Source organism: Psychroflexus curvus (assembly GCF_020164585.1).
Lineage (GTDB): Bacteria > Bacteroidota > Bacteroidia > Flavobacteriales > Flavobacteriaceae > Psychroflexus > Psychroflexus curvus.
Genome location: NZ_JAIQZF010000005.1, coordinates 138,378 through 163,419 on the forward strand (window position 1 = coordinate 138,378; position 25,042 = coordinate 163,419).

Annotated in this window: 20 protein-coding genes and 1 pseudogene; 10 read left to right on the forward strand and 11 right to left on the reverse strand. The window is 37.4% G+C overall.

The features are described from left to right. Positions 1-374: 374 nt before the first annotated feature. Entirely contained in the window at positions 375-3,401 is a 3,027-nt protein-coding gene (locus LB450_RS09035) for a SusC/RagA family TonB-linked outer membrane protein (RefSeq protein WP_224487590.1), read from the forward strand. Positions 3,402-3,405: 4 nt separating this feature from the next. Beyond that, complete coding sequence (locus tag LB450_RS09040) at positions 3,406-4,803, forward strand: RagB/SusD family nutrient uptake outer membrane protein (RefSeq protein ID WP_224487591.1); 1,398 nt, start codon at positions 3,406-3,408, stop codon at positions 4,801-4,803. Positions 4,804-5,145: 342 nt separating this feature from the next. On the opposite strand, the pseudogene LB450_RS13970 reads toward LB450_RS09040, so the two are convergent. Continuing rightward, positions 5,146-6,043, reverse strand: a pseudogene (locus LB450_RS13970) (IS30 family transposase); the annotation flags it as partial. Positions 6,044-6,212: 169 nt separating this feature from the next. On the opposite strand from LB450_RS13970, the gene LB450_RS09055 reads away from it, so the two are divergent. Both LB450_RS09055 and rlmB read left to right on the forward strand, forming a co-directional pair. Continuing rightward, a complete protein-coding gene (locus LB450_RS09055) occupies positions 6,213-8,141 on the forward strand; it encodes a S8 family serine peptidase (RefSeq protein WP_224487592.1) in 1,929 nt (642 codons plus the stop codon). 178 nt (positions 8,142-8,319) lie between these two features. Then, on the forward strand, positions 8,320-9,063 hold the full coding sequence (rlmB, locus tag LB450_RS09060) for a 23S rRNA (guanosine(2251)-2'-O)-methyltransferase RlmB (protein WP_224487593.1): 744 nt from the start codon (positions 8,320-8,322) through the stop codon (positions 9,061-9,063). 5 nt (positions 9,064-9,068) lie between these two features. On the opposite strand, the gene LB450_RS09065 is transcribed toward rlmB, so the two are convergent. Beyond that, positions 9,069-9,830, reverse strand: a complete 762-nt coding sequence (locus LB450_RS09065; RefSeq protein WP_224487594.1) for a rhomboid family intramembrane serine protease — start codon at positions 9,828-9,830, stop codon at positions 9,069-9,071. Between the two features lie 318 nt (positions 9,831-10,148). Here LB450_RS09065 and LB450_RS09070 point away from each other — a divergent pair, with 318 nt between their 5' ends. After that, positions 10,149-11,426 (forward strand): replication-associated recombination protein A, encoded by a 1,278-nt coding sequence (locus LB450_RS09070; RefSeq protein ID WP_224487595.1) that lies wholly within the window; start codon positions 10,149-10,151, stop codon positions 11,424-11,426. Positions 11,427-11,448: 22 nt separating this feature from the next. Here LB450_RS09070 and LB450_RS09075 read toward each other — a convergent pair whose 3' ends face one another. The 4 genes from LB450_RS09075 to radC are packed head-to-tail and all read right to left on the reverse strand — an operon-like array spanning position 11,449 to position 14,869. Continuing rightward, a complete protein-coding gene (locus tag LB450_RS09075; RefSeq protein WP_224487596.1) occupies positions 11,449-12,207 on the reverse strand; it encodes a hypothetical protein in 759 nt (252 codons plus the stop codon). A gap of 1 nt (position 12,208) precedes the next feature. Then, complete coding sequence (locus LB450_RS09080) at positions 12,209-12,883, reverse strand: YjjG family noncanonical pyrimidine nucleotidase (protein ID WP_224487597.1); 675 nt, start codon at positions 12,881-12,883, stop codon at positions 12,209-12,211. After that, positions 12,884-14,167, reverse strand: coding sequence for a polysaccharide deacetylase family protein (locus tag LB450_RS09085; RefSeq protein ID WP_224487598.1), 1,284 nt, complete (start codon positions 14,165-14,167; stop codon positions 12,884-12,886). It abuts the gene before it with no gap. 3 nt (positions 14,168-14,170) lie between these two features. Further along, positions 14,171-14,869, reverse strand: a complete 699-nt coding sequence (gene radC / locus LB450_RS09090) for a RadC family protein (RefSeq protein ID WP_224487599.1) — start codon at positions 14,867-14,869, stop codon at positions 14,171-14,173. Between the two features lie 141 nt (positions 14,870-15,010). Between radC and LB450_RS09095 the strand changes: the two genes are divergently transcribed. After that, the gene (locus LB450_RS09095) at positions 15,011-15,598 is read left to right on the forward strand and encodes an FMN-binding negative transcriptional regulator (RefSeq protein ID WP_224487600.1); all 588 of its coding nucleotides are present in this window, start codon (positions 15,011-15,013) and stop codon (positions 15,596-15,598) included. 52 nt (positions 15,599-15,650) lie between these two features. On the opposite strand, the gene LB450_RS09100 is transcribed toward LB450_RS09095, so the two are convergent. From LB450_RS09100 to ahcY, 4 genes are all read right to left on the reverse strand, one after another. Next, entirely contained in the window at positions 15,651-16,088 is a 438-nt protein-coding gene (locus LB450_RS09100) for a 3D domain-containing protein (RefSeq protein ID WP_224487601.1), read from the reverse strand. A 157-nt stretch (positions 16,089-16,245) separates the two neighbouring features. Further along, the gene (locus LB450_RS09105) at positions 16,246-17,601 is read right to left on the reverse strand and encodes a UDP-N-acetylmuramate--L-alanine ligase (RefSeq protein ID WP_224487602.1); all 1,356 of its coding nucleotides are present in this window, start codon (positions 17,599-17,601) and stop codon (positions 16,246-16,248) included. 79 nt (positions 17,602-17,680) lie between these two features. Then, a complete protein-coding gene (locus LB450_RS09110; RefSeq protein WP_224487603.1) occupies positions 17,681-18,547 on the reverse strand; it encodes a tetratricopeptide repeat protein in 867 nt (288 codons plus the stop codon). Between the two features lie 207 nt (positions 18,548-18,754). Next, positions 18,755-20,071, reverse strand: a complete 1,317-nt coding sequence (ahcY, locus tag LB450_RS09115; protein ID WP_224487604.1) for an adenosylhomocysteinase — start codon at positions 20,069-20,071, stop codon at positions 18,755-18,757. A 55-nt stretch (positions 20,072-20,126) separates the two neighbouring features. On the opposite strand from ahcY, the gene LB450_RS09120 reads away from it, so the two are divergent. Both LB450_RS09120 and LB450_RS09125 read left to right on the forward strand, forming a co-directional pair. Beyond that, positions 20,127-20,759 (forward strand): 4'-phosphopantetheinyl transferase family protein, encoded by a 633-nt coding sequence (locus LB450_RS09120; protein ID WP_224487605.1) that lies wholly within the window; start codon positions 20,127-20,129, stop codon positions 20,757-20,759. Then, the gene (locus LB450_RS09125; RefSeq protein ID WP_224487606.1) at positions 20,752-21,462 is read left to right on the forward strand and encodes a phosphoglycerol geranylgeranyltransferase; all 711 of its coding nucleotides are present in this window, start codon (positions 20,752-20,754) and stop codon (positions 21,460-21,462) included. The genes LB450_RS09120 and LB450_RS09125 overlap by 8 nt, the downstream gene beginning before the upstream one ends. On the opposite strand, the gene LB450_RS09130 is transcribed toward LB450_RS09125, so the two are convergent. Continuing rightward, on the reverse strand, positions 21,463-22,830 hold the full coding sequence (locus LB450_RS09130) for a saccharopine dehydrogenase family protein (protein WP_224487607.1): 1,368 nt from the start codon (positions 22,828-22,830) through the stop codon (positions 21,463-21,465). Between the two features lie 69 nt (positions 22,831-22,899). Between LB450_RS09130 and LB450_RS09135 the strand changes: the two genes are divergently transcribed. After that, positions 22,900-23,292, forward strand: coding sequence for a DUF423 domain-containing protein (locus tag LB450_RS09135; protein WP_224487608.1), 393 nt, complete (start codon positions 22,900-22,902; stop codon positions 23,290-23,292). Positions 23,293-23,367: 75 nt separating this feature from the next. Then, on the forward strand, positions 23,368-24,963 hold the full coding sequence (pckA, locus tag LB450_RS09140) for a phosphoenolpyruvate carboxykinase (ATP) (RefSeq protein ID WP_224487609.1): 1,596 nt from the start codon (positions 23,368-23,370) through the stop codon (positions 24,961-24,963). Positions 24,964-25,042: the final 79 nt, after the last annotated feature.

The following is a 25,042-nucleotide window of genomic DNA, read 5'->3' on the forward strand; positions in this document are numbered from 1 at the left end:
CTAATAATTTAAAATAACAAGAAATTCAGGAATTGAAACTGAAGATTATATGAAAAGAACTCATTCAACTTAAAAACACCCGGCTTACTCCTAAAATGGTATTGCCAATATAGGTAGTTGTACAGGAGATCAGTGATAAAACGATGAAGCTATTGAGTCAGAAAAGAATTCTTTTAAAGAAATTAATATTTTTTAAATCAAAAACAAAATTGCGGATTCCTTTAAAACCCCCCGCGAGAATTGACGATTTTTATTCTAAATGTTACCTGAGTGTTAAGTTTTAACAGCTGTTATATTAAAATAAATACAATAAGTCTTGCGAGATTAACTTTATATTTTCATTTTTGGCAACGGCTAATTCAAATAAATAAACAATGAAAACAAAGTTAAATGGAATTTTGACGCTATTCTTGGCGTTCGTACTGCAAATTGGTTTTGCACAAACAAAGACTGTTTCTGGTGTTGTAACAGATCCAGATGGATTACCTCTTCCAGGGGTGAACGTCTTGATAGAGGGACAAAGCACGGGGACTCAAACTGGTTTTGATGGAGATTACACTATTCAAGCAACCAGTTCAGACAAACTTACATTTTCGTATGTAGGTTTTCAAACTCAAACTGTTTCTGTTGGTGATAAAACAGAAATTAATGTTCAACTTCAAATAGGAGAAGCATTAGATGAAGTTGTTATCACAGGTTATTCTTCTCAAAAAAGGAGTGACATTACAGGTTCAGTTGTTAAAGTTGAGTCTGAGACACTTCAAAACATAGTAACACCTACTGTAGATCAAGCTTTACAGGGTAATGTTTCTGGTTTAACTGTCTCTTCTGGATCCGGTACACCTGGATCAACATCAAGCATTAGAATAAGAGGTATAAGTTCTATTACCGCAGGTAACGAACCTTTATATGTAATAGATGGGGTGCCGGTAAACAATGGAAATGTGAATGCCTCAGGTGCAACTTCAACTTTTTCTACTTTATCTGCTTTTGATAGTAATAATATTGAATCTATTACAGTATTAAAAGATGCGTCTGCAACAGCACAATACGGTGCTAGAGGTTCTAATGGTGTAATTCTTATTAACACAAAAAGCGGTAAGGCTGGTAAAACTACATTTACTGTAAATTCCACTTACGGATTTCAAAATGATGCCGTAGATGGTCCAACTCCATTAACTGCAGCAAACAGGTTAGAATTAGCTTCAGAAGCTTATTTTAATGATGGATTTTTTGGTTCTGAAGAAGATGCTGAAGCTTATTTGTTATCTAGAGAACCATATGCTTCTTGGGATACTAATGGCAGACCTGAAGGGAATTGGAAAGAGGCAGTTACAAACAAAGATGCTGTCATCCAACAACATAGCTTCTCAGCTAATGGAGGTGGCGATGGTCACACTTTTTATGCTTCTTTAGGATACATGGAACAAGAAAGTACGGTGATTGGAAGTGAATTTGAAAGAATCAATGGGGCTATAAATTTTACAAAAGACTTATCTGATAAAATTAAATTTAGTTCAAGTAATTCAGTAGCACATACATTACAGGAAGGATTCTTAGAAAGAAGTGCTTATTTTGAGGGACCTAGAACTGCACCTTTTTTCTTATCACCTTTAAGACAACCTTACAACCAGGATGGAGAATTAAATGAGTTTGGAGGTTCTTTGCCTAACCCGTTAATTATCATGAGAGATAATGTTTATGAACAAGCCTTTACTAGATTGGTCACAAATAATAGCATAACATGGAATTTAGCTGAAGGTTTAAACTTTGGTAGTACATTTAATGTAGATTACCAAATCTATAACAGTAAAAATTACTCGAACAGAAATTATGGTTATGGGGTTCCAACCTCTGGAGATGCTTCACAATATACAAGAAATAATGTATTTTATGTTTTCCAGAATTATTTAGACTATAATTTCTCAATAACTGAAGATCACGTTTTTGACGCAAAACTTCTACAGGAATATCAGTCCAATAGAAGATATTTTCTTGGTGGTGCTGGTGAGAATTTTGCAGCAGATGGGTTGATAAATTTAAATAACGTTGGGACACCTACAAGTGTTAATTCTAGTTTTAATGACTGGTATGTTGGAGCATATTTAGGACTATTGAGTTATAAAGCTTTTAATAGTAAATATGTATTGGATTTATCTTACAGAAGAGAGGGTAATTCAAGATTCTCTCAAGATAATAGATGGGGTAATTTCTGGTCTATTGGTACTGCATGGAACATGAACAAAGAGGCATTTATGAGTGAAGTAGGTTTTGTAGATGCATTAAAATTAAGAGGATCTTATGGTGTTACTGGTAATGCTAATATTGGATTAAATCAATATCAATCTCTCTTCTCTTTTAATGGAGACTATGGTGGACAAGGCGCACAATCAGTTGGAACATTCGGTAATTCTGATTTAACATGGGAAACCTCAAAAACATTAGATGTTGGTTTAGACTTTGTTTTATTTAAAGGTGCACTTTCAGGTAGTTTTGCCTATTTCGATAGAAGCTCAGAAGATTTATTGCTTAATGTGCCTCTTTCACTTACAACAGGTTTCTCATCACAAGTTCGAAACATAGGGGCATTAAACAATAAAGGATTTGAAGTAGATTTGAGTGCATTTATTGTTCGGTCTGCAGATTTAAATATAAGCTTGAGTGGTAATATTTCTACAGTAGAAAATGAAATCAATAAATTACCATTGAAACCTAATGGAGAAGAAAGAACTATTACTACTACAACAACAAGAATAGAGTCTGGACATCCTGTAAATGCATGGTACATGCCTACATGGGCAGGAGTTAATCCAGAAACAGGTTTAGAAGAATATTATGTGAATGGTGTTGACGGTGAAACGACTACCAACTTCAATGAAGCTGAAGCTGTTTTCCAAGGTGATAATGCTGTACCAACTATTACAGCTGGTTTAAATTTCCATATCGATTATAAGGGATTTTTCTTAGATGTCCAAGGGTATTATGCTGGAGGGCACAAGATTTATGAAGGATGGCATAGATATACCAATACGACAAATGGTTTCCCTATATTTGCTTTCCAAGGATTAACTTCTTTATTAGACCGTTGGCAAGAGCCAGGTGATATCTCAAGAAATGGAAAATTCACCAGTAGCTTTACACCATGGCAAAGACATTCTAAATACCTTTACGAAGCTGATTTCTTAAGATTAAGATCTGTTAATTTTGGTTATGACTTTAAGAGCAAGTTTAAAGATATTGGTATTGATGGATTAAGATTATTTGTAAGAGGTAATAATTTAGCGACTTGGGTAAAAGATGATAATCTTGCTTACGATCCTGAACAAGATTTAGGTGGTGAAACAGGATTGGAAACTCCACCGATTAAATCAGTATCTTTTGGTTTAACTTTAAAATTTTAAAAAAATGAAAAAGACATATTTAAATATTTTCAAAATTCTCGTAGGAGTTCAAATAGCATTTCTTTCTTCTTGTTCTACAGAGGATTTAAATCCAACTCTATCTCAGAATTTAGCAGTTGAAGGCAGTATAACTTCTGTCGATAATTTAAACAGCATATTGAAAGGAGTTCATAATACTATGACAGGATCTGGGTATTACGGAAGAGATATTATAGCAACTAATGAAGTGAGGTCTGACAATTGCTTTTCTAATGGTAATTCTGGAAGGTTTTCAACTCAGGCAGAGTTTGCATATAATGCTCAAACTGATTTTATATGGAATAATGCTTATGCCGCGATTGCGGATGCAAACATAATCATCAATGCAGATGTAGAATCTTTAGATGGAAATTTAGATTATGGTATGCATGTTCAAGGTCAGGCAATGATTTTAAGAGCTTTAAGCCATTTTGATTTGCTAAGGGTTTATGGTCAACAACACGATGGTGACCCTTCAACGAATTTGGGTGTTCCAATAGTTACCACTTTTAAAGGTGACAACTTATCCCCTTCTAGAAATACTGTTGATGAAGTTAGAAACGCAATCTATTCAGATTTAGAAACAGCATTTAATATGATGGATTCTGATTTCGATACATCAAAAACTACGGTTTCTAAATATACCGCGAAAGCATTAGAAAGTAGAGTTGCAGTTTATTTTGGAAATTGGGATAGAGCGATAGACGCATCTGAGGCTGTAATTAATTCAAATTTATATAGTATTGTACCTGCTGATTCTTATGTATCAAGCTTTGCTGCAGGGGAACAACAGAATTCAATATTTGAATTAGCGTTTAGTACTGCTGATAATGCAGGATCAAATTCTTTAGCTTATATATATAGATTCCCTGGAGATGCTCCAGAAGGTTATGGAGATGTAGAAGTCGTGTCAGATGTAATAAATATTTTTGGAATAAATGACGTGAGAAGAGATATTTTAGGATATCAAGATAATGGAACAAGGTTAAGAAATATGGGGAAATATCCCGATACAGCTCAGGGTTCTGATAACATATCTCTTTTCAGATATGAAGAAGTTATTTTAAATTATGCTGAAGCCCTTTTAGAAAAAGGTAGAGATAGCGAAGCATTAACTCAACTAAATTCAATCACTGCTAATCGAAATGCTGTAGCTTATACTTCGGTTTCAAAAGATGATATTCTTTTGGAAAGAAGAAAGGAACTAATGTTTGAGGGTCTAAGATATGATGATCTTATGAGAACTGGCCAAGATATAGAAGTATTGGGTTCTAATCAGAATTTAATTGAAACACTCAATTATCCAAACAACTTATTTGTTTATCCTATTGATATAGATGAACTTAATGCAAATTCAAACATTGAACAAAACTTAGGATATTAAGACATTTTGATTTTAAGGTAAAGATGCTAATAATACAGCCATACAGATGAGAATCATTAGCGGAAAATGAAATAAATGTGATGCTTTTTTTTAGAAGCTCTGATATCTCTATAAAATAAAGGTTTCTATAAGTGTGATATTAGTGGAAAATACATTCACTAAGTATTATTAGCTCTAATTTAAGTTAGCTCCGGTTAAGTATAATTCTAATTATATTTAGCCGGAGTTTTTAATTTAGATGTGCTGTGTTCAACCCATAAGTATAACACACTTGTTTTATAGTTCTTAAAAAGGGTTATTATAATTAAACTTTCTAATTGGTCTGGACTTTAGCAATCTTTATACTTCTTTTATTCTTTGTTCTGATATTTTCCTTAGGTCGGTTTTCTTAGGATAAACCTTCTAATGACACCTATTCTATTTTCTACCGTTCCCTTGTCTTGAGAGGTGTAAGGTCTTGTGAAATAAGTTCTGACCTTTAGTAACTCTGCTATTTCATAGTGCTTGGCAAACTCTTTACCGTTATCAAAAGTGATGGTTTTAATCCATGAGCTATTAAATTTGGTTAGTCTTTTTATCATTTTGTGGTTAATTTCTTCTGCATTTTTACTTTTTAGCTTTTCTCTATCATGGTTACTAAAGTTGTTCTATCTGTCATTACCAATAAGGCGGACTTATGATGAGCACCCATCATCAGATCTACCTCAATATCACCTACTCTAGATCATTGGTCTACCACTTCTGGGTGCTGCTCTATATCCACTCGTTGGGTTATTGCTCCACGATTGTCCTTTATATTGCCTCTCTTCTGCCTTCGTCCATTATGACTTAAATGTTTGTGAAGGTGTTTATAAGCCTTATGGTTTCTATGGTTACTGTGTTTTGCTACCCATATCCACTTATAGATTGTCTCGTGGCTCACGCAATATTCTCCTTCTTTAGTTAGGCGTTTAGCAATGAGTTCTGGACTCCATTTTTCGTGTTCCATCAAACTGGCAATGCGAGCTTTTAGATCTTGAGTCAAACGAACCTGCTTTGTTTTCTTCAAATGGCGAAAGTCTGTTTTACTTTGAGCATGCTCACCTATATACTGGAATGCTGTCCTGCCTCTTTTAGGGGTATTCCTCCTTAGTTCCCTGCTAATGGGGCTTCTATGAACTTTCAATTGCTCTGCTATGTCAGATTGATTCAGTCCAGCTTGTACTAGACTTTGAATTTGATATATTTGACCTAGGGTCAGTTGTTTGTATTTTTACATGCAAGATCAATATAACTGTTGAACCTAAAATACTACGGGCTAGCCCGCGGTATTTTAAACTTACATGTTGAACTTATAACTTAAAATTAGAAAATTTAATATAAAAAGGAGCTGATATACAAATACTTTTTTATTAAATTTGTTAAAAAAAATGAGAATACTTTTATTTATATTTTTGTTGTTTTCTGTCATTAACTCCAATGCTCAAAATATAGAAACTATTAAAAAACTAAAACCTGAAACGAATAAGTCTGATGATCTTTATATGTCACTTTATAAGGAGATTGAAGACCGTAACGAAAGAATACAATCCTTTTTGCAAAAAAAAAACAACTACGCTGAAGTTAATAATAGAAATATATATGAAATTGTTGATGGGCAACCTATTTATCTTGTTAACTTTTTCAATATAAATGCTGCCATTGGTACAAGAACAAATTACATACAGCTAAATGGTGAATTAAATTTAGATTTGGAAGGAGAGGGAATGAGAATAGGAATATGGGAAGTTGGCCAAATGGCAAAAGAAGACCATCGTGAATTTATTGGAAGTCAAATAAGAGTAACCAATATAGATAATGAGTTTGATCCTGGCTTCCACGCCACACATGTAACAGGAACGATATTAGCAAGAGGATTTGAACCTGGCGTAAAAGGAATGGCTCCTAAATCTTTGGGATATGTTTATGATTCAGATGAAGATAAACTAGAACTAGCAACATTAGCAATAGATTCTCTACTTCTAGTATCAAACCACTCTTATGGTATACCTTTAGTTAACAAAGATGGGGATCAAAATCCTTCAACACTTTTTGGAACTTATACATCAGATTCTCGAAATTGGGATTTGATAGCCAATAGTTCACCGTATCTTTTATCTGTACATTCTGCTGGAAACAGCGGAAAGGAAGAGGCGGATGAACCAAACACGGTGCGGGGAGATAAATTATCTAGTGCAAAAGTATCTAAAAATACACTAACTGTAGGCAGTGCAAATTTTGATGATATAGAATTAAACCAAGATGGTGAAATTATAAGACCCACCTTAGGAAGTTTAAATATTAAAAGTGATTTTAGTAGTCAGGGTCCAACAGATGATTTTAGAATAAAACCTGATCTATTAGGTGTAGGCGAGAGACTGTATTCAACAACTGTATTAGAACAATACGGTTATGCACAAGGCACTTCGATGTCAGCACCAAATGTTTCTGGCACTCTGTTACTACTACAAGAGCTATATTTCAAAAAGAATAATACCTTTATGAAGTCTGCAACAGCTAAGGCGCTGTTATGCACAACTGCAAGTGACGTTGGAAGGGCTGGACCGGATATGAGTAATGGCTGGGGGCTAGTTAATGCAAAAAAAGCTGCTAATGTAATTTTGGGAAATCAAACAACTAGCTTGATTATAGAGAGAAGTTTAAATGAAACGGTCGATAATTACGACCTGGAATTTTCTATTTCAAGAAGTTCAAGCATTGATATAGGTCTTGTTTGGAATGATCCAGCAGGAGAAGCTAAAGATGGTCAACTCAACGATCTCACGCCTATATTAGTTAACGATTTAGATCTAACAGTAATTGGACCAAATAATGAGATATTTTATCCCTGGAAACTAGATGTAAGTGATGCTCTCAATAATGCGATAAGAGGAAATAATATAAGAGATAATGTTGAAATTATAAATTTAGAAAATGCATCTCCTGGCATATATAAAATAACAATAGACTATAAAAATGCATTAGCGCTTAAAGATGGATTGAGGTCACAAGAATTCAGCCTCGTGGTTACAAATTTTGAACAAGTCACTTTATCTAATCAATCATTCAACACTAAATCCATTGTCTTATGGCCTAACCCGGTCAAAAACAGACTTAACATTTCCTCTTCTGAAATCAATTTCAGCACGGATGTTCAAGTTTCTGTGTATGATATGTTAGGACGTAAAGTCATCGATAAAAAAGATTTTAATTCAACATCCGGTTTGAGTATTGATACGAGTACACTATCTAAGGGAATATATATTCTCAACCTTACCGATGGTGCTCAAAGCATTCAGAAAAGAATCATCAAAGAATAAAACACTTATTCATAGGATTACTAAAGGGATTGACATAATTTTGTCAATCCTTTTTTTTATACCGATGGTTATTTTAATTGTCTCCCGTAACTTCGGGCTCCTTAAAATAAATATCGGCATTATATAATAAGACAATTACTGAGCTATTAATCATTAAGATTTATATAAGTTACATACCATGGAAGACTCACATATCATTTTCGGAATTCATAGCGTTGTCGAAGCGCTGAAGCAGAACAAGGACATTGAAAAAATCAATCTGCTCAAAGACTCAGACAATCCAAAGCTCAAGGAAGTGGAAGGCTTAGCCAAGCAGCAAACGGTAAAGGTTTCTTATGTTCCTATTCAAAAGTTTAAAAAATTTGAAAACTTTAATCACCAGGGGGTTATCGCTTATACGTCGCAAATCCGATATCAGGAATTTGAATCGACAGTAGAGGCAGTTTTGGAAACCAAAGAAACGCCGTTGTTTTTGCTTTTGGATGGCATCACCGATGTCAGAAATCTGGGAGCAATACTACGAACGGCAGAGTGTACAGGTGTCGATGCCGTTATTTTACCTAAAAGCGGAAGTGCTCAGGTGAACAACGAAACCATTAAAACCTCAGCTGGGGCAGCCTTTAATATATCGATTTGTAAAGTAGATCATCTTAAGGATGCTATCTTCTATCTGAAATCGTCGGGCATCGAACTCGTGGCTGCTACCGAAAAAACGGAAGATTCCATTTATGATTTAAAACTGAATAAACCTCTGGCTCTTATTATGGGTGGTGAAGGCGAGGGCATACAAGCCAGTATTCTTAAAATGGCAGACCAGAGAGGCAAACTTCCCCTGATGGGAGAAATTGAATCTCTAAACGTGTCTGTAGCCTGTGGAGTGATATTGTATGAAACTGTAAGACAACGCCTTCCTAAGTCATAATTAATTCAGGAATTGGAATTATAAGTAATCTGATCTTCATCCTCTGCAGTTGAATCCTGACTATAACTTGCTGAATTGTCAACCTCTGGTTCTAAAGGTCTGAAATTACCCTGTTCATCGAATTGTTTTAAAAATTCATCCTCCTTTTCACTTTGAGGTTGAGGCTTATGTATGGATGGCAAGCTACTGAAGTGCGATGATTTTAAAATAAAACTAAAGACCAGTCCGGCTATAAAACCAGAAAGATGGCCTTCCCACGAAATACCGGGCTCGCCGGGCATGGTTCCCCAGACCAGACTCCCGTATAGGAAAACGACTATTAGAGATAAGGCTATCAATCTGTAATTCCTGGACCTTACCCCTTTAAAGAATAAAAAGGAGGCCAGGAAGTAAACCATTCCACTGGCACCAATATGATAGGAAGTTCTGCCTATTAACCAGGTCAGAAATCCTGAAGTAACCAAACCATAAGCAAGGGTCTTCCAGGCAATATCCTTGTAGAAGTAAAACAGACTGGCAGTGAGTACGAGGATGGGAATTGAGTTTTTATAAAGATGCTCGATACCGCTGTGAATAAAAGGCGAAGCTATAATCCCAAACAGGCCTTTCACTTCTCTGGGATAAACGCCGAAGGTGGTGAAATTTACTCTGAATTTGATTTCAACCCAGTACACCAGCCAAAGCGAAAAGACGATCAAAACCGGCCATAAAATAGCAGCTACAATAGATTGCCGGTGATGCTGAACAATAAAGTCTTTTTGATTCATAGGTCAAAAGTATTGAAAAAAGGCAACTAATCAGTAACTAATGATTATCCAATTATCACATATAATTAATTTATTATCAGGGTTTTGCGTAAAATATCTCGCAAAGGCCGCTAAGCTTTTCGCAAAAAAAGGCTGATTAATACTCCATAATTAGCGCTTCTTTGCCTTTTATTTCGTTGGGAACCCTGTCTGCCGAAGCTACACTCTGGCTGGTTCGTGTGAATTAAGACTCTGATGGTTACTAGTTAAAACAGACTGGTGAGTCACGAAAAAGAGATCAATTCATCCAGGTCAAAAATTAATTCCTAATTTTGACTTATGAAAGCACCTTTAGCAGAACGTCTCCGTCCAAAGCAGTTATCCGATTACCTGAGTCAGTCCCATCTCGTAGGAGAAACCGGCACTATATCTCAAATGATAAAACGGGACCTGGTGCCTTCTATCATTTTATGGGGCCCTCCCGGCATTGGTAAAACGACGCTGGCCAATTTGATTTCCAAAGAAACCAAACGCAGCTTTTTCACACTTTCTGCCATTAGCAGTGGTGTAAAAGATGTGAGGGAGGTTATTCAAAAAGCCAAGCAGGATCAGGGGTTGTTTGAGCAGAAAAACCCCATCCTGTTTATAGATGAAATTCATCGGTTCAGTAAATCTCAACAGGACTCACTCTTGGGTGCTGTCGAAAAAGGCTGGATAACTTTAATTGGCGCGACCACTGAAAATCCAAGTTTTGAAGTCATTCCCGCGTTGTTATCGCGTTGTCAGGTCTATGTCCTGAACGAATTTTCAAAAGAAGACTTGATTCAGCTGTTGCAGAGGGCTTTAAAAGAAGACGATTTTCTTTCTAAAAAACAGATAGAACTCAAAGAAACCACTTCCCTACTCCGCCTGAGTGGTGGCGATGCCAGAAAGCTTTTGAACATGTTTGAGCTGGTCGTCAATTCTGTAGATGAAGAACACATCCTCATCACAGATCAACTGGTCGAAGAGAAAATTCAGCAGAAAACAGCGCGTTACGACAAAACGGGAGAACAGCATTACGATATCATTTCGGCCTTTATCAAATCTATTCGCGGGAGCGATCCCAATGCGGCTGTCTATTGGCTGGCCAGAATGATTGAAGGCGGTGAGGACGTGAAATTTATAGCGAGAAGGCTTATCATCCTAGCCAGTGAAGATATAGGAAATGCAAATCCTACAGCTTTGATCATGGCCAACAATACCTTCCAGGCCGTGAACACCATTGGATTTCCTGAAGCAAGAATAATATTGAGTCAGTGTGTGATTTACCTGGCCACATCGGCCAAAAGCAATGCCTCTTACCAGGCCATCAACAAAGCTCTGGCTTTGGTGAAGGAAACCGGAGACTTGTCGGTACCGCTTTCCATAAGGAATGCGCCTACCAAGCTGATGAAAGACCTGGGCTATGGAGACAATTACAAGTATGCTCATAGTTATGAAAACAACTTTGTCCAGGCCGAATTTATGCCGGAGGATATTAAAAACAATCTTATTTATGAACCAGGCAAAAACAAAAGAGAGGAGCAGTTGAGGCAATTCTTAAAGCAAAAATGGTCTGGCAAATACAACTACTAGCCTACTGCCTGTTTGTCCGTAATTACTCTATTTTCCTAAAGATAATGCTTTGAACTCCCTCTAAATCCTCATCTCTGTATTCGACAGTCAAGTTCCCATCGGCACCAAAAAAAGCAGCACCAGTAATAGTCTTCGACTTGAAGATAAATGTTCCTTTGTCTGCTTTTTCAAGTTCAGCATAAATCTCTATGCCTTCGTTGGCTAAAAGGCTGTAAGCTTCGTTTTCTTTTTCAACAAGCCAATAGGTCTCTCCTCCAAATTTATATATTTTCTTCTCGGGATACATCTCCTCTGGCGATGACGAGTTTAAAGAGCTTTGAACAGATTTGCCCGGAATTTTGTCTAAGCTGCTATCGTAACGATAATCTTCATCCTGTAGGGAACTAAAAGCATCTTTTAGCGCTGCCTGATAGCCCTGTTGAAAGTCTTTAATTTTGGTAGATCCTTCCTTAGATTCAAACAAGACATTATCATAACAGTCCTTCAGCCTGAAAACCACATTTATACGTAAGATGCCACTGGTGTCCTCAACCTCCAAAAACAAGGCTTCACAGGTATTTCCCATAAATTTCAGCGGTCGTTCTTCCTTATCCATATAGACTTTAAAACCTTCGTCCTGCAGCAGTACCCGGGCTAAGATGTTGACCTGATATTGATTGGACTCGTCCTGAAAATCAAATTGCATCGGAACGATAACATGTTCATAGGCATTTATGCTGGCAGTTTGACTAAACCCCATCTGCATCCATAACAGGACCGCTAAAATTAAACTTACTCTCATACTATAATATTTTTTTTAATTCGTTAAGGTTTTGGATTTGAAGTCCTTCGTAGGTGGGTTCGTTTCCAAAAAAGATCGCTTCCAGACCAGAAGCCTTAGCACCTTCAACATCTGCCTCAAGGTTATCCCCTATCATGATGCTATTTGTATTTTTGGTTTTAGCCAGGTCGAGGGCAAATTCAAAAATAATTTTATTAGGCTTTTTAACACCTGCATCTTCAGAAGTCGTGATGGTTTTGAAGTAAGGTGTTAATTTGGAATTACCCAGTTTCTTATGCTGTACCTCATAAAACCCATTGGTAATAATATGAAGTTTATACTTGTTTTGCAAATAATTCAAAACATCAAAGGTATCAGGGAAAAGGTGGTTATGATGTGGTAAATGATCGATATAGGCTTGAGAAAGATCGTTGATAAGTTGTTCTGAAGACTTATACTTCAGAATTCCAAAAACCTCATTTAATCTTTGAAACCTTAAATTTTCCTGTTCTATTTTACCATCTCTAAACAGCTTCCAGTATTTGCTATTAACAGGTAAATACACGTCCAGAAACTCTTTTAAGGGTAAGTCGACTTTGTATTTTTTGAAGATAGTTTCAAAGGTGAGTTCAGAATTTTTATCGAAGTCCCAAAGCGTGTGGTCTAAATCGAAAAATATATCGGTAATTTCTTTCATTTATAACATTTCTTTAATGAGTACAAAAATGGCATTTTTCAGGCTAGGCTCTGAAAAATCTGAGTTTTCAAATATAAAATTCATCTGTCCGTTAACAGCTTTTACAGTGTGTTTTAAATTTTTTAATTCATCGATCTGATCATAAAGGTCTAATCCTTTTAGAGTATTGGAATTTAAAACATAAGGCTGGATCACTAGTCCTGAAACTTGTTCCATATTCAAATCATAAAACTGAAATGAGGTGCAGGTTCCTGCTCTAAAACCAATATTTTTTTGATAACCCATAGAAAAATCTTTCTCGATTTCTAACTTATTAAAATTGAGAAAGGCATCTGGAAAATTTAGGTGGTAGTTTTTTATAAGTGTTTTGGTCAAACTTCTATTCACTATGTTCTCCCAGCGTTTTTTTTCTTTCTTCAAAATATCAATGCTATACAAAGCTTCAAATCCAGGGAGCAATCCTAAATGACCGTAATCTCCCATCGATTTGATCAACTTATGATAAATGCGTTTGTTATAACTGATGCTTTTGGTGTATCGAGAGTAATTGCTCAGCTGAAAGTAAAAATCCAGCTGCATTTTATTCTCCTTGGCAAAATCGATGAGTTCATCATAGATATCGTAAGGGTCCTGCTGCAATCTCAGCATCGTTTTAAACCTATCGAACATGGATTTTAACTGAAGATGTATCAAATCCCTGAGCGAAGCTCCTACAAATCTTACTAAGCCATTATGCCTGTGCTTGAAGGCTTTGGAAACTGAAATCAAAAAATGACTTTTGAATCTTTTCTCGGGAAATTTAAGATCGGGGAACTTAGCTTCCAGAATGGCTTTCAGTTTGTAAGCCCATACATCCACGACAGGTGTTTTTAAAAAGTCATGCTGATAGGCCAGACTCTCTTCGATAGGATAGGAATCTACATCGTTTTTGACATGCGGCTGGTATTCTTCATAACGAGTCACCAAATAAAACGAAGCCGAAAAAATGTCAAAAGGGATATCGCTTTCTGAAGACACTCTAAAAAAACAAGGGACATCTTCCCAGATATCCATACTGAAATTAAGATCGTTGATTCCCAGTTCCCCCAGCAATCCGAATTGCTGAATAAAAACTTCGTTGCCCAGCTTCTTTTTAGCATAGGAAAACTTAACTCCTTCAAAAGCAATAAAATCTTCTACTTTGGAACAAAACTTCACTTTAAACCCTAAAATTCTCCCACAAATATGTCTGAAAATGTAATTGATTCTCGGCGTTTGTTTGGGAATATAAACCAGTAGTTCCATAAATTATAGCAGGCTTTCATCGGCGAAGCTAAAGTAAGTTTTTTCTGTCACAATGATATGATCCAGAACCTTAATGTCGAGAAGCTCTCCCGCTTTCTTTAGTTTTTGTGTAATATCCTCGTCTGCTTTGCTGGGCCTTAAGGTCCCCGACGGATGGTTATGTGCCAAAATCAGGGCAGTTGCCCCTTGCGCCAAAGCACTTTTAAACACCAGACGCGTATCTACCATAGTCGCTGTTATACCACCTTTGCTTAAGGGAAATTTATAAATGACTTTGTTGGAGTTATTGAGCATCAACACCCAAAATTGTTCGTGATCCAGGTCGCCAATGAAAGGATGCATGACAGAGAACACATCTTTACTCGAGGTGATTTTATTCAATTCCTGCAGAGGCTCCGCCTTCCTCCTGTTCCCAAGCTCAAGAGCTGCCATTATGCTTATCGCCTTGGCTTCACCAATTCCTTTAAATTCCTGAAGCGCCTTTAAATTGAATTTAGCCAGCTTATGCAGACTGTTTTCGGCAGTATGAAGTATCCGTTTACACAATTTCACAGCGCTTTCTTCTCGATTTCCAGAACCGATGAGGATCGCCAGGAGTTCTGCATCGCTCAGGCTGGATTTGCCTTTATGTATCAGCTTTTCTCTTGGCCTGTCGTCTTCTGACCAGTTTTTAATGCTAAATGACTTGGAAGAGGTTGTCATGATCATCAATATTTAGATAAATATAATCAATACCTGAAATTTAATCAGCCTCTCTACAAATGACATCCGAAATAAACAACCGATAACTCCATAAAATATTAGAACACTGTATTTTTGAAAAGTTAACTTAAGCCAAATCCTATGAGTTATTTACCGAATCATTTTACAGTTAAAGACTGGGCAAACGTAAAATCTTTTATTAAATTATTTCCCCTAGCTACACTTATCACCAGTTTTGAAAACGAGATTTTCACATCTCATATTCCCTTTACTATTGATGATGATAAATTAACGGGACACCTCAACAAGGACAACCCACAGTTTCAACATCTGCACACCTCCAAAGTCGAACTTGTTTTTCATGGTGGTGATGCCTACATCTCACCTGCAGCTTTTCCAACTGATGAACTTCCGACTTTTAATTATGCCAAAGTGCATGTAAAAGGAAAAGCGTCTTACACCGATGAATCCCTGCTTATCAAAAGTCTGGTCAACATGACCGATAAATTAGATGAGGACTTTAAACTAGAGTATACCCATCCTAAAATCGAGATATTAAAACACTTTATTCAGGGCTTTGAAGTATCGATTGAGAGTTTCCACGGCAGATTCAAAATGAGTCAGGATAAATCTAAACCACACTTCGATAAAGCCAAAACTCTGCTGAAAGATAGTCAAAAACAACGCCTTGACTATTTTTTGGACAGCTTAGAGTATGATGCCGGCTAAGCTTTGAAATGAGATTAAAATTAAGGCTCTAAAAAGACCTCAAAGACTTGACTTAATTTGAGCCCCGGTCTTTTTCCTCTTCCTTAGGACTAAAGCTGATTTCTACCTTTTTCTTGCCCCACTCCAGTGCCGCTTCTTCATCTAAGCCCATATAGATGTCAATCTTCTTTTCCCAGCGCTTGTTCATTTTATCTTTTACGATATACGTCCCCGGGAGGCCTTTGATTTTCACTTCCTGGTTGTGGCCGAGGCCAAGGTCTATCAGGTCTCGGGAAACCGCAATGGCTCGTTCACCAGGCACTAAAATATCTCCCCAGGCCGTCAGATTCGGGTTTCCTTTTTTGGTCTGTTCCTCCACAGAGTTGTAAGCTGTGGCCGTCACTGTCATCGTGACTTCATCAGTGCCTTTACAACTTGACAGCAGAAGTAAAACAATTAAAGATGCAACTGGCACTACTTTGATCTCTTTATATAAAGCTTGAAGATTCATTCCTATTGAGTTTAGTTTTTACTTCATTAAATCCAGGCAGTCAGGTTTTTAATGAAATTTTGATGAGACCTCACAGTCCCCAAGGCTTTGGGGACTGTGAGGTCTATAATTTATAAGGTTTTAAGTTGAAATACTAAACATTAAATAAAATTCATCCTTACTGAATCCAGTTTTTAATGTCCTTAAAGTCTAAACCTCCGTAATTTCCTGAACTCATAAGTAATAAAACATGATCCATATAGGTTTTAGATTTCAAAAACTTTTGGAAAGCTTTGGGATCTGTAAATACTTTTAAATCCTTTCTGCCAAAAGCATCGAAGATTTGCTCTTCAGTAATAGCTTCCAGCTGCTTGATTTCAAGTGCCTTTGGCGAATAAAATACCACCGCTTCATCGGCTGCGTTAAGGGCTTCTTTGTATTCTTTCAGAAATTCAGAATTTAGGCTGCTGTAGGTATGCAGTTCCAGGCAAGCCAACACAATTTTAGAAGAAAATTGAGCTTTTACCGCTTTGGTAGTCGCCAGTACTTTAGAGGGTGAATGGGCGTAATCTTTAAAAACCAGAGCTTTTTCAGATTTGGCTATCTTTTCGAGACGTTTGGACGCCCCTGTAAAACTGGTAATCGCTTCGTAAAAATCATCCTCATCCACACCCATGTGCTGGCATATCCATTTGGCACCTGCAATGTTCTCTAAATTATGTTTACCAAAAACTTCCAAAGGCATTGGGCCTTCGGGTGTTTCGAGATAGGTTACCCCATCTTCTATGTGGTGCTCTGGAGTGGAATACGCATGTTTACGGGTGGGTTTAGTCGCCTTTTGAGCCAGCTGTGTTAAAATATCATCCTCCTCATTATAAACCAGCGTACTTCCGTTGGTCATCGTCTCCAGAAATATTTCAAACTGCTCTACGTAATTTTCAAACGTCGGGAAAACATTGATGTGATCCCATGCAATTCCGCTTAAGAGCGCAATATTGGGTTCGTACAAATGAAATTTGGGTCTGCGATCCAGGGCAGAACTCAGGTATTCATCCCCTTCAAGAATAATAAAATCGTTTTCTTTTGTAAGGTGAACCATCGTATCAAAACCTTCCAGCTGAGCACCTACCATATAATCAACTTCCTTATCGTGGTAATGCATCACATGCAAAACCATAGCCGTAATGCTCGTTTTCCCATGCGAACCACCTATAACCACTCGTGTTTTCTGTTTTGAATGTTCGTATAAATATTCAGGATAAGAAAATAGTTTAAGCCCCAATTCCTTAGCTTTAAGCAGTTCTGGATTATCAGCTTTGGCATGCATTCCTAAAATAACAGCATCAATTTCTGAAGTAATTTTTTCAGGAAACCAACCAAACTCCACTGGTAGCAGCCCTTTAGCTTCTAACCTGGATTTTGAAGGCTCAAAGATTTCATCATCACTACCAGTGATGTGGTCGCCTTTTTCATGTAGTGCCAACGCAAGATTATGCATGGCGCTGCCTCCTATCGCTATAAAATGTAAATGCATGGGTGTTTTATTTTAGCCAAAGATAAAGGTTTCCATTCTAGATGAAAATTTCCTGCCTTCAATCACCGATAAAATTTCTTTAATTCAATTGAGACTTTAATCGGATGAGTGTTTCTTTTTCTTCTGACCACCCTGACTGTGTCACGCTGGGAGGTTGTAATTCAGAAAGAGTTAAAGTGTTGAGAATCTCTAAAGCCTCTTGTTTATTTCTGTTCAGCTTAAGGGCAGTATCGACATAAACTGAAGCCAATGTAATAGAGTTTAATCTTTTAATGCCTTTCTCTAAGGTCTCAAAATGCTTAGCCGTGTCTTCCGAGCGCTTATACAATTCCGCCAGTTCTTTGTAGGTGGTTACAGACTGACCAAGCTCAACCGCTTTTTTATAATGAGTTTCAGCTTTGTCGTAGTTTTCCAGTTCTCTTTCGATATACCCAAAAGCCAGAGCTCCATCTACAGGACTTAGAGATTGTAATTGCGAAGCGTATTTACGAGAAGTGCTTTCACTACCTCCAACAATGCCCGGCAATTCCAGGTATATCTGAAGCAAAGCCCATCGGGCTTCAATGTGTTTTGGGTTTAGTTCTATGGCTTTTTTTAAATGAAATTTGACATCTCCAAGCAAACTCAAAGCTTTAAAACTATTGGCTTCTTTAGCCACAAGCCCAAGCGCTCCTCCGTATCTAAAATGATACTCTGCATTCACTGGATAATCTTCAACCAAGGTTTTGTTGATATCAGCACTTTCCTCCCACCGCTCCAATCTGGCATAAGATTGACCAAGGTAGTCTCTGGTCAATTTATCAGAAGGCTGGCTTTCCAGAACCCTTTCTAGCTTAGAAATGGCTTCTTGGTAATTCCCTTCTTCAAAAGCTTTTTTCCCCAGTTCAAACGAAGTTTGAGAAAAAGCCACTAGTGGAAATGCGATGATAAATAAGAATGTTTTCATGGTTTGGATCTAGATCAATTATTGAGACTAAGAACAGCAAATTAAGCTAAATCACGTCTCGATAAAATTTTAGTTTAGCTTTATAAGAAAGCTAAACTAAAATCACTCGACGTGACATTTTCAGCTTCAATATAAATTTAGCTTTTAAATTAAAATCAAAAACCAAGCCTTTGAGGCTTGGTTTTAAAATCGAATCTGAAAAATCCATTAATATCTGTAATACTCAGGTTTGAATGGCCCTTGAACTTCCACGCCGATATAATCCGCCTGGTCAGTTTTAAGTTCTGTCAATTCAACACCGAGACGTTCTAAGTGAAGTTTAGCTACTTTCTCATCGAGATGCTTAGGCAACATATAGACTTCATTTTTGTAGTTGTCGGTGTTTCTCCATAGCTCCAGCTGAGCCAAAGTCTGGTTGGTAAAGGAATTACTCATTACAAAACTTGGGTGACCTGTAGCACAACCCAGGTTGACCAGTCTACCTTCAGCAAGAAGAATAATATCTTTACCATTGATGGTATATTTATCGACCTGTGGTTTGATCTCCACACGCGTATCGCCGTGGTTTTTCTTCAACCAGGCAACGTCGATTTCATTATCGAAATGCCCGATATTACATACCAAGGTTTTGTCTTTAAAAGACTCAAAATGCTCACCTCTTATGATGTCTTTGTTACCTGTAGTCGTAATGACTATATCTGCAGTTGGAGCAACAGTTTCAAGTTTTTTCACTTCAAAACCGTCCATTGCTGCCTGTAAGGCACAGATAGGGTCAATTTCGGTGATGGTGACGATAGAACCAGCCCCTTTAAAAGAAGCGGCAGTTCCCTTTCCAACATCTCCATAACCACAAACAATTACTCGCTTTCCTGCAAGCATAAGATCTGTAGCTCTTCTTATCGCATCTACTGCACTTTCTCTGCAACCGTACTTGTTGTCAAATTTTGATTTAGTCACACTATCATTTACATTGATAGCCGGCATAGGAAGCGTTCCATTTTTCATACGCTCATAAAGCCTATGAACCCCAGTTGTGGTTTCTTCAGAAAGACCTTTGATAGCATCTGCAAGTTGCGGATAGTCATCCAACACCATATTGGTAAGATCTCCACCATCATCCAAAATCATATTCAATGGTTTTCTGTCTTCACCAAAAAATAAAGTTTGTTCAATACACCAGTTAAATTCTTCCTCTGTCATTCCTTTCCAGGCGTAGACAGCAACTCCTGATTCTGCGATAGCAGCTGCAGCGTGATCCTGAGTGGAAAATATATTACAAGAACTCCATGTAACCTCAGCTCCGAGTTCGACAAGGGTTTCGATAAGAACAGCAGTTTGAATAGTCATGTGTAAGCATCCGGCGATTCTAGCACCTTTAAGTGGCTTTTCTTTTCCAAACTCTTCTCTTAAAGCCATTAATCCTGGCATTTCTGACTCTGCCAATTCTATTTCGCGTCTTCCCCACTCTGCCAAAGTAATATCTTTGACTTTGTATGGAGTATAAGGTAATGTTTCCGTACTCATAATTTATTTTTATTATATTTTTGAATACAAAATTAAGGAAACCCATACTAACTTTATGTCGATTTACAAAAGAATAACAGTAGATGAAGCTACAACTGCCCTTATTTGGAAAATTGAAGAATCCCTGGAAGCTTTGGAAAACGGCATTGAGTTAACCGATTACTGCCGGGAACGCTACGATGGAATGAAGTCTTTAATACACAGAAAGGGCTTTATGAGTATTCGGCATTTACTTAAGGTTTTTGGTTATTCTGATTTTGACTTGAGTTATGACGAAAAAGGCAAACCCCACCTAAAGGACGGAAAACACATTTCCATCACCCATTCTTTTGAATTTACAGCCGTCATCGTTTCCAATAAAAAAGTGGGAATTGACATCGAAAAACAACGCGAAAAAATCAAGCTCATCGCTCCAAAGTTTACGCCCATCGAAGAATACAAAGCACTTGGCGACGGTGAAGATTTGATACGAAAACTAACCATCGTCTGGGGCGCTAAAGAATCGCTCTATAAATTATACGGTAAAAAAGGCCTGTTATTTTTGCACGATATTTTTGTGGAAGATTTCAACATTCCAGACCAGAAAACGACGGCAAGGGTAACTCATGACCAAAAAATAACTTACTACACTTTAAATTTTATGGAGTTTGAAAATTTCACCTGTGTTTATGCATTAGCTCATGATTAAAAGTCGTTCCAATTCTATTTTTAAATCGATAAAGCAAGCTGTTAAAAGTAAAGAACGGCTCCTGAGCATTTTGATAGATCCCGATAAATTTGACTTGTCTAAAACTGAAGCCTTTTTAAATCGAATTCCAGACTCGACCAACTACCTACTGGTAGGGGGCAGCGAAGTGAAAAACGGGCATACTGAAGTTGTCATCAGCCAGCTTAAAAAATGTACTCAACTTCCTCTTATTTTATTTCCTGGTGACGTCAATCAAATTACGGACCAGGCGGATGCCATTTTGTTTTTAAGTCTGCTTTCTGGTCGTAACCCAGAATACCTCATCAATCAGCAAGTCAAAAGCATTTCAAAACTTCAACATTCTTCTCTGGAAATCATACCAACCGGCTACATTTTGGTAGACGGTGGTGTCTCCACTTCAGTCTTGGAAGTAAGCCAGACCAAAGCCATACCTCAGGATCAAATATCAAGCGTTGTTCATACGGCATTAGCCGGACAATTTTCTGGCAAGCAACTCATTTACCTCGAAGCAGGCAGTGGAGCTACCCATCCCGTTTCAGCAGAAATAATTTCAGAAGTCAAAAAAAACATCTCGATTCCTCTCATCGTAGGAGGCGGCATTAAGACAGAACTTCAAAAAGAAACCGCCTACTCCGCTGGTGCAGATATGGTGGTAATGGGCAATGTTTTCGAAAGGCTTTAATTATAAAAGCTGATCTGGGTTATAGCCTTTATATTCTCTTTCTGTTTCTTCAAACTTGATGTTGTAATCCTCCAGGGCTTTTAGAATTGGATTATAAATTTCAGGGTGAATTGGTCTTAACACACCGGATTTTTTGATTTCTCCATTTAATATTTTTAAGGCAGCAATTCCTACAGGCAAGCCTACAGTTTTGGCCATAGCCGTGTAGGTCTGGTCTTCACCAATGCTCACCATAGTAGAATCTATTTGCTTCTGTTTTCCTTCAAGCTCAAATCCAAATTTATGATACATCACAATCATATCTTTATCTTCAGACTTCAAGGTCCATTTTTCTTCCAGAATTTTCTGCAAGGCCTGGGCGGGAGTCGCATCTTTGATCCCTATTTTTTTATCTGAATTGAAAAGGTCTAAATCCAGAAGCTTGTCCCAGATCAAATCGTCCTGGTCAATTTTCAGGCTTAGCCTTAGTTTAAGCTCCACAGAATCTGTTGGTGAATACGGTAAAAATGAATTGACAAAAGACCTGTAACTCATCTCTTCGGTATGCTGCATCGCATAAGTGTCATCCGTCATCCCCAATTGAACAAACACATTCCACGCTTTACTAAACCCTACTCGACGTAAAGTTCCTCGATACAAAGTCGGAATGTCTTCTAAGCCATAAATACTTCTATAAGCTAAGGAATTTCTATTGGCCAAACCTTCAAAACGACCGTATTTAGGAATGCTCAAAAATTCAGTTCTTCGGAATAAACGCTGATAAGGAATGTATTTATATTGGCCTTCCTGTATAAACTCCGCAGCTCCCCCCTGCCCGGCTACAACCACGTTTCTTGGATTCCAGGTAAATTTATAATTCCAAAGATTGTCGTCGCTTTCGGGTGCAACCAGGCCTCCTGTAAAAGATTCAAAAAGCAACATTTTTCCACCTTTAGAGCGAATTCTATCGATCACCTGCATCGCACTCATATGATCAACTCCAGGATCTACACCTATTTCGTTCATAAACGTAAGTCCTTTTTCTTTGACTTCACCGTCCAATGCTTCCATTTCTTTGGAGACATAGGAAGCCGTCACCATATTTTTATTGAATTTCACACAATCCTTCGCGACTTCAATATGGAATCTAGCGGGAAGCATGGAAATCACGATGTCTGCATTTTGGATAGCCTCCTCTCTTTGAGAAGCTTCAAAAATATCCAGTGCTAAAGCTGTGGCTTGAGGATGATCACCTGCCAGATGCTGAGCCGGCTCTATAGCTTTGTCTGCAATAATGAGTTTAAAGTTCTGTGTCTTGGATTCGCTAAGTAAAAATCTTACGAGTGATGATGTAGACTTACCTGCGCCTATGATTAAGATGGATCTCATGATCTATTATGAATTTTAATGATTAATTTTGGTTGAAATTTGAAATTACATAATATAAAGCACATAGAAATGGAGACGCAAAAAAAGTTGATTTTACTGGGAAGTAGTTTAGGGTGTATTGGAATTATTTTAGGCGCTTTTGCAGCGCATGGTTTAGAGAGTCTCATTTCTGAAGATGCCATAGCTACATTTGAAACTGGAGTAAAATATCAAATTTATCATTCTTTATTCCTGGTGTTTTTATCCTCTCAAAAATTTACAACTTCAAAGCTGAATAAGAGCTTATTTTGGTTGATACTTATAGGTGTTTTATTCTTTTCCGGTTCAATTTATGGTCTGGCAACTAATGAACTTACCAGTTTTGATTTCAAAACCATAGCCTGGATTACACCCATAGGCGGAACACTTCTGATCCTGAGTTGGGTTTTGGTTTTTTTCAATATTTTCAAAAAAACCTCATAATTTGTAAGAAGAAGTTCCTCCCATTAAACTTAAACTCATTAAATTTGTTTGCCATAACAACAACACAACAACATTATGAATGATTTAAGTCGCATTACGAAATCGATTGAGTTAAAAAAGTATGGCATTCACTCGAAGAACGTTCGCTATCAACTTTCCCCTGAAGAATTACATCAAATCACAATTGAAAAAGGTCAAGGTGTGGAAGTGAATTCTGGGGCATTGGCAGTGAATACAGGAGAATTTACGGGGCGGTCTCCAAAAGATCGGTTTATAGTAAAAGATGACATCACCAAAGACAAAGTGTGGTGGAGCAAAATCAACCTTGCTTTTGAACCAGCTAAGTTTGATAAACTCTATGACAAAGTAGTCGATTACCTGAGTGAAAAAGAACTTTTTGTAAGAGATGCTTACGCTTGCGCTGATGAAAATTACAGATTGAATATAAGACATATCAATGAGTTGCCCTGGAGTAATATGTTTGCTTATAATATGTTCCTAAGGCCAACTGAAGATGAATTAAAAAACTTTGAGCCGGAATGGACTGTAATCAATGCTCCGGGTTTTATGGCAGACCCTGAAATTGATGGCACACGAGCTCATAATTTTGCCATACTCAATTTCACACGTAAAATCGCTTTGATAGGCGGAACAGGCTATACCGGTGAAATTAAAAAAGGTATTTTTTCGGCCCTCAACTTTATCCTCCCGGTCATGAAAAATACTTTACCAATGCATTGTTCTGCCAATGTGGGTAAAAAAGGAGATACCGCTATATTTTTCGGACTTTCAGGAACTGGAAAAACAACCCTTTCTGCAGATCCCGACAGAAGACTGATAGGCGATGATGAACATGGATGGACCAATGAAAATACGGTATTCAATTTTGAAGGAGGTTGTTATGCTAAAGTGATAAATTTAACCAGAGAAAATGAACCTGAAATTTATGATGCCATAAGACCTGGAGCTATCCTGGAAAATGTCATTATTAAAGATGGTGAAGTGGATTTTAAAGACAAAAGCATCACTCAAAATACCAGAGTGAGCTACCCGATCGATTTTATCGATAATATCCAACCCAATTCAGTGGGTGAGAATCCTAAAAATATATTTTTCCTGACTGCAGATGCTTTTGGCGTGCTACCTCCCGTAAGCAAACTAACACCGGGACAGGCTGCATTCCATTTTATAAGCGGCTACACGGCCAAAGTAGCAGGAACAGAAGCCGGAGTCACAGAACCAATACCAAGTTTTTCTGCTTGTTTTGGTGCTCCATTCATGCCGCTTCACCCTGCAAGATACGGTGAAATGTTAAGCAAAAAAATGAAAGATGCAGGAGTGAATGTCTGGTTGATAAATACGGGGTGGACAGGCGGTCCTTATGGCACAGGAAGCAGAATGAAGTTGAAATACACAAGAGCAATGATCACTGCTGCTTTGGAAGGTCATTTAGATAATGTAGACTATACAACTCACGACATTTTCAACATAGCTATTCCCAAAACTTGTCCCAATGTTCCTGCTGAAGTTCTAAACCCTAAAGACACCTGGGCAGACAAGGAAGCTTATGATAAAAAGGCCAAAGATCTAGCTAATTCTTTCAAAGACAATTTCGAAAAATTTGAAGCTTATGCAGATTCAGAAATCATAAATGGAGCCCCTAAGGCATAGCTAGGTTTCTTTTAAACAACAAAGCCGAAACATATCTGTTTCGGCTTTGTTGTTTAATACCTTAAGTACTATATAATTA

Coding starts and splice junctions, on each gene's coding strand:
- LB450_RS09130 (WP_224487607.1), bottom strand. CDS start 22,830: ATGAGATCCATCTTAATCATAGGCGCAGGTAAGTCTACATCATCACTC.
- radC (WP_224487599.1), bottom strand. CDS start 14,869: ATGACAACCTCTTCCAAGTCATTTAGCATTAAAAACTGGTCAGAAGAC.
- LB450_RS09070 (WP_224487595.1), top strand. CDS start 10,149: ATGAAAGCACCTTTAGCAGAACGTCTCCGTCCAAAGCAGTTATCCGAT.
- LB450_RS09095 (WP_224487600.1), top strand. CDS start 15,011: ATGAGTTATTTACCGAATCATTTTACAGTTAAAGACTGGGCAAACGTA.
- LB450_RS09035 (WP_224487590.1), top strand. CDS start 375: ATGAAAACAAAGTTAAATGGAATTTTGACGCTATTCTTGGCGTTCGTA.
- LB450_RS09110 (WP_224487603.1), bottom strand. CDS start 18,547: ATGAAAACATTCTTATTTATCATCGCATTTCCACTAGTGGCTTTTTCT.
- LB450_RS09080 (WP_224487597.1), bottom strand. CDS start 12,883: ATGAAAGAAATTACCGATATATTTTTCGATTTAGACCACACGCTTTGG.
- ahcY (WP_224487604.1), bottom strand. CDS start 20,071: ATGAGTACGGAAACATTACCTTATACTCCATACAAAGTCAAAGATATT.
- pckA (WP_224487609.1), top strand. CDS start 23,368: ATGAATGATTTAAGTCGCATTACGAAATCGATTGAGTTAAAAAAGTAT.
- LB450_RS09100 (WP_224487601.1), bottom strand. CDS start 16,088: ATGAATCTTCAAGCTTTATATAAAGAGATCAAAGTAGTGCCAGTTGCA.
- LB450_RS09135 (WP_224487608.1), top strand. CDS start 22,900: ATGGAGACGCAAAAAAAGTTGATTTTACTGGGAAGTAGTTTAGGGTGT.
- LB450_RS09065 (WP_224487594.1), bottom strand. CDS start 9,830: ATGAATCAAAAAGACTTTATTGTTCAGCATCACCGGCAATCTATTGTA.
- LB450_RS09125 (WP_224487606.1), top strand. CDS start 20,752: ATGATTAAAAGTCGTTCCAATTCTATTTTTAAATCGATAAAGCAAGCT.
- LB450_RS09120 (WP_224487605.1), top strand. CDS start 20,127: ATGTCGATTTACAAAAGAATAACAGTAGATGAAGCTACAACTGCCCTT.
- LB450_RS09085 (WP_224487598.1), bottom strand. CDS start 14,167: ATGGAACTACTGGTTTATATTCCCAAACAAACGCCGAGAATCAATTAC.
- LB450_RS09040 (WP_224487591.1), top strand. CDS start 3,406: ATGAAAAAGACATATTTAAATATTTTCAAAATTCTCGTAGGAGTTCAA.
- LB450_RS09055 (WP_224487592.1), top strand. CDS start 6,213: ATGAGAATACTTTTATTTATATTTTTGTTGTTTTCTGTCATTAACTCC.
- LB450_RS09105 (WP_224487602.1), bottom strand. CDS start 17,601: ATGCATTTACATTTTATAGCGATAGGAGGCAGCGCCATGCATAATCTT.
- LB450_RS09075 (WP_224487596.1), bottom strand. CDS start 12,207: ATGAGAGTAAGTTTAATTTTAGCGGTCCTGTTATGGATGCAGATGGGG.
- rlmB (WP_224487593.1), top strand. CDS start 8,320: ATGGAAGACTCACATATCATTTTCGGAATTCATAGCGTTGTCGAAGCG.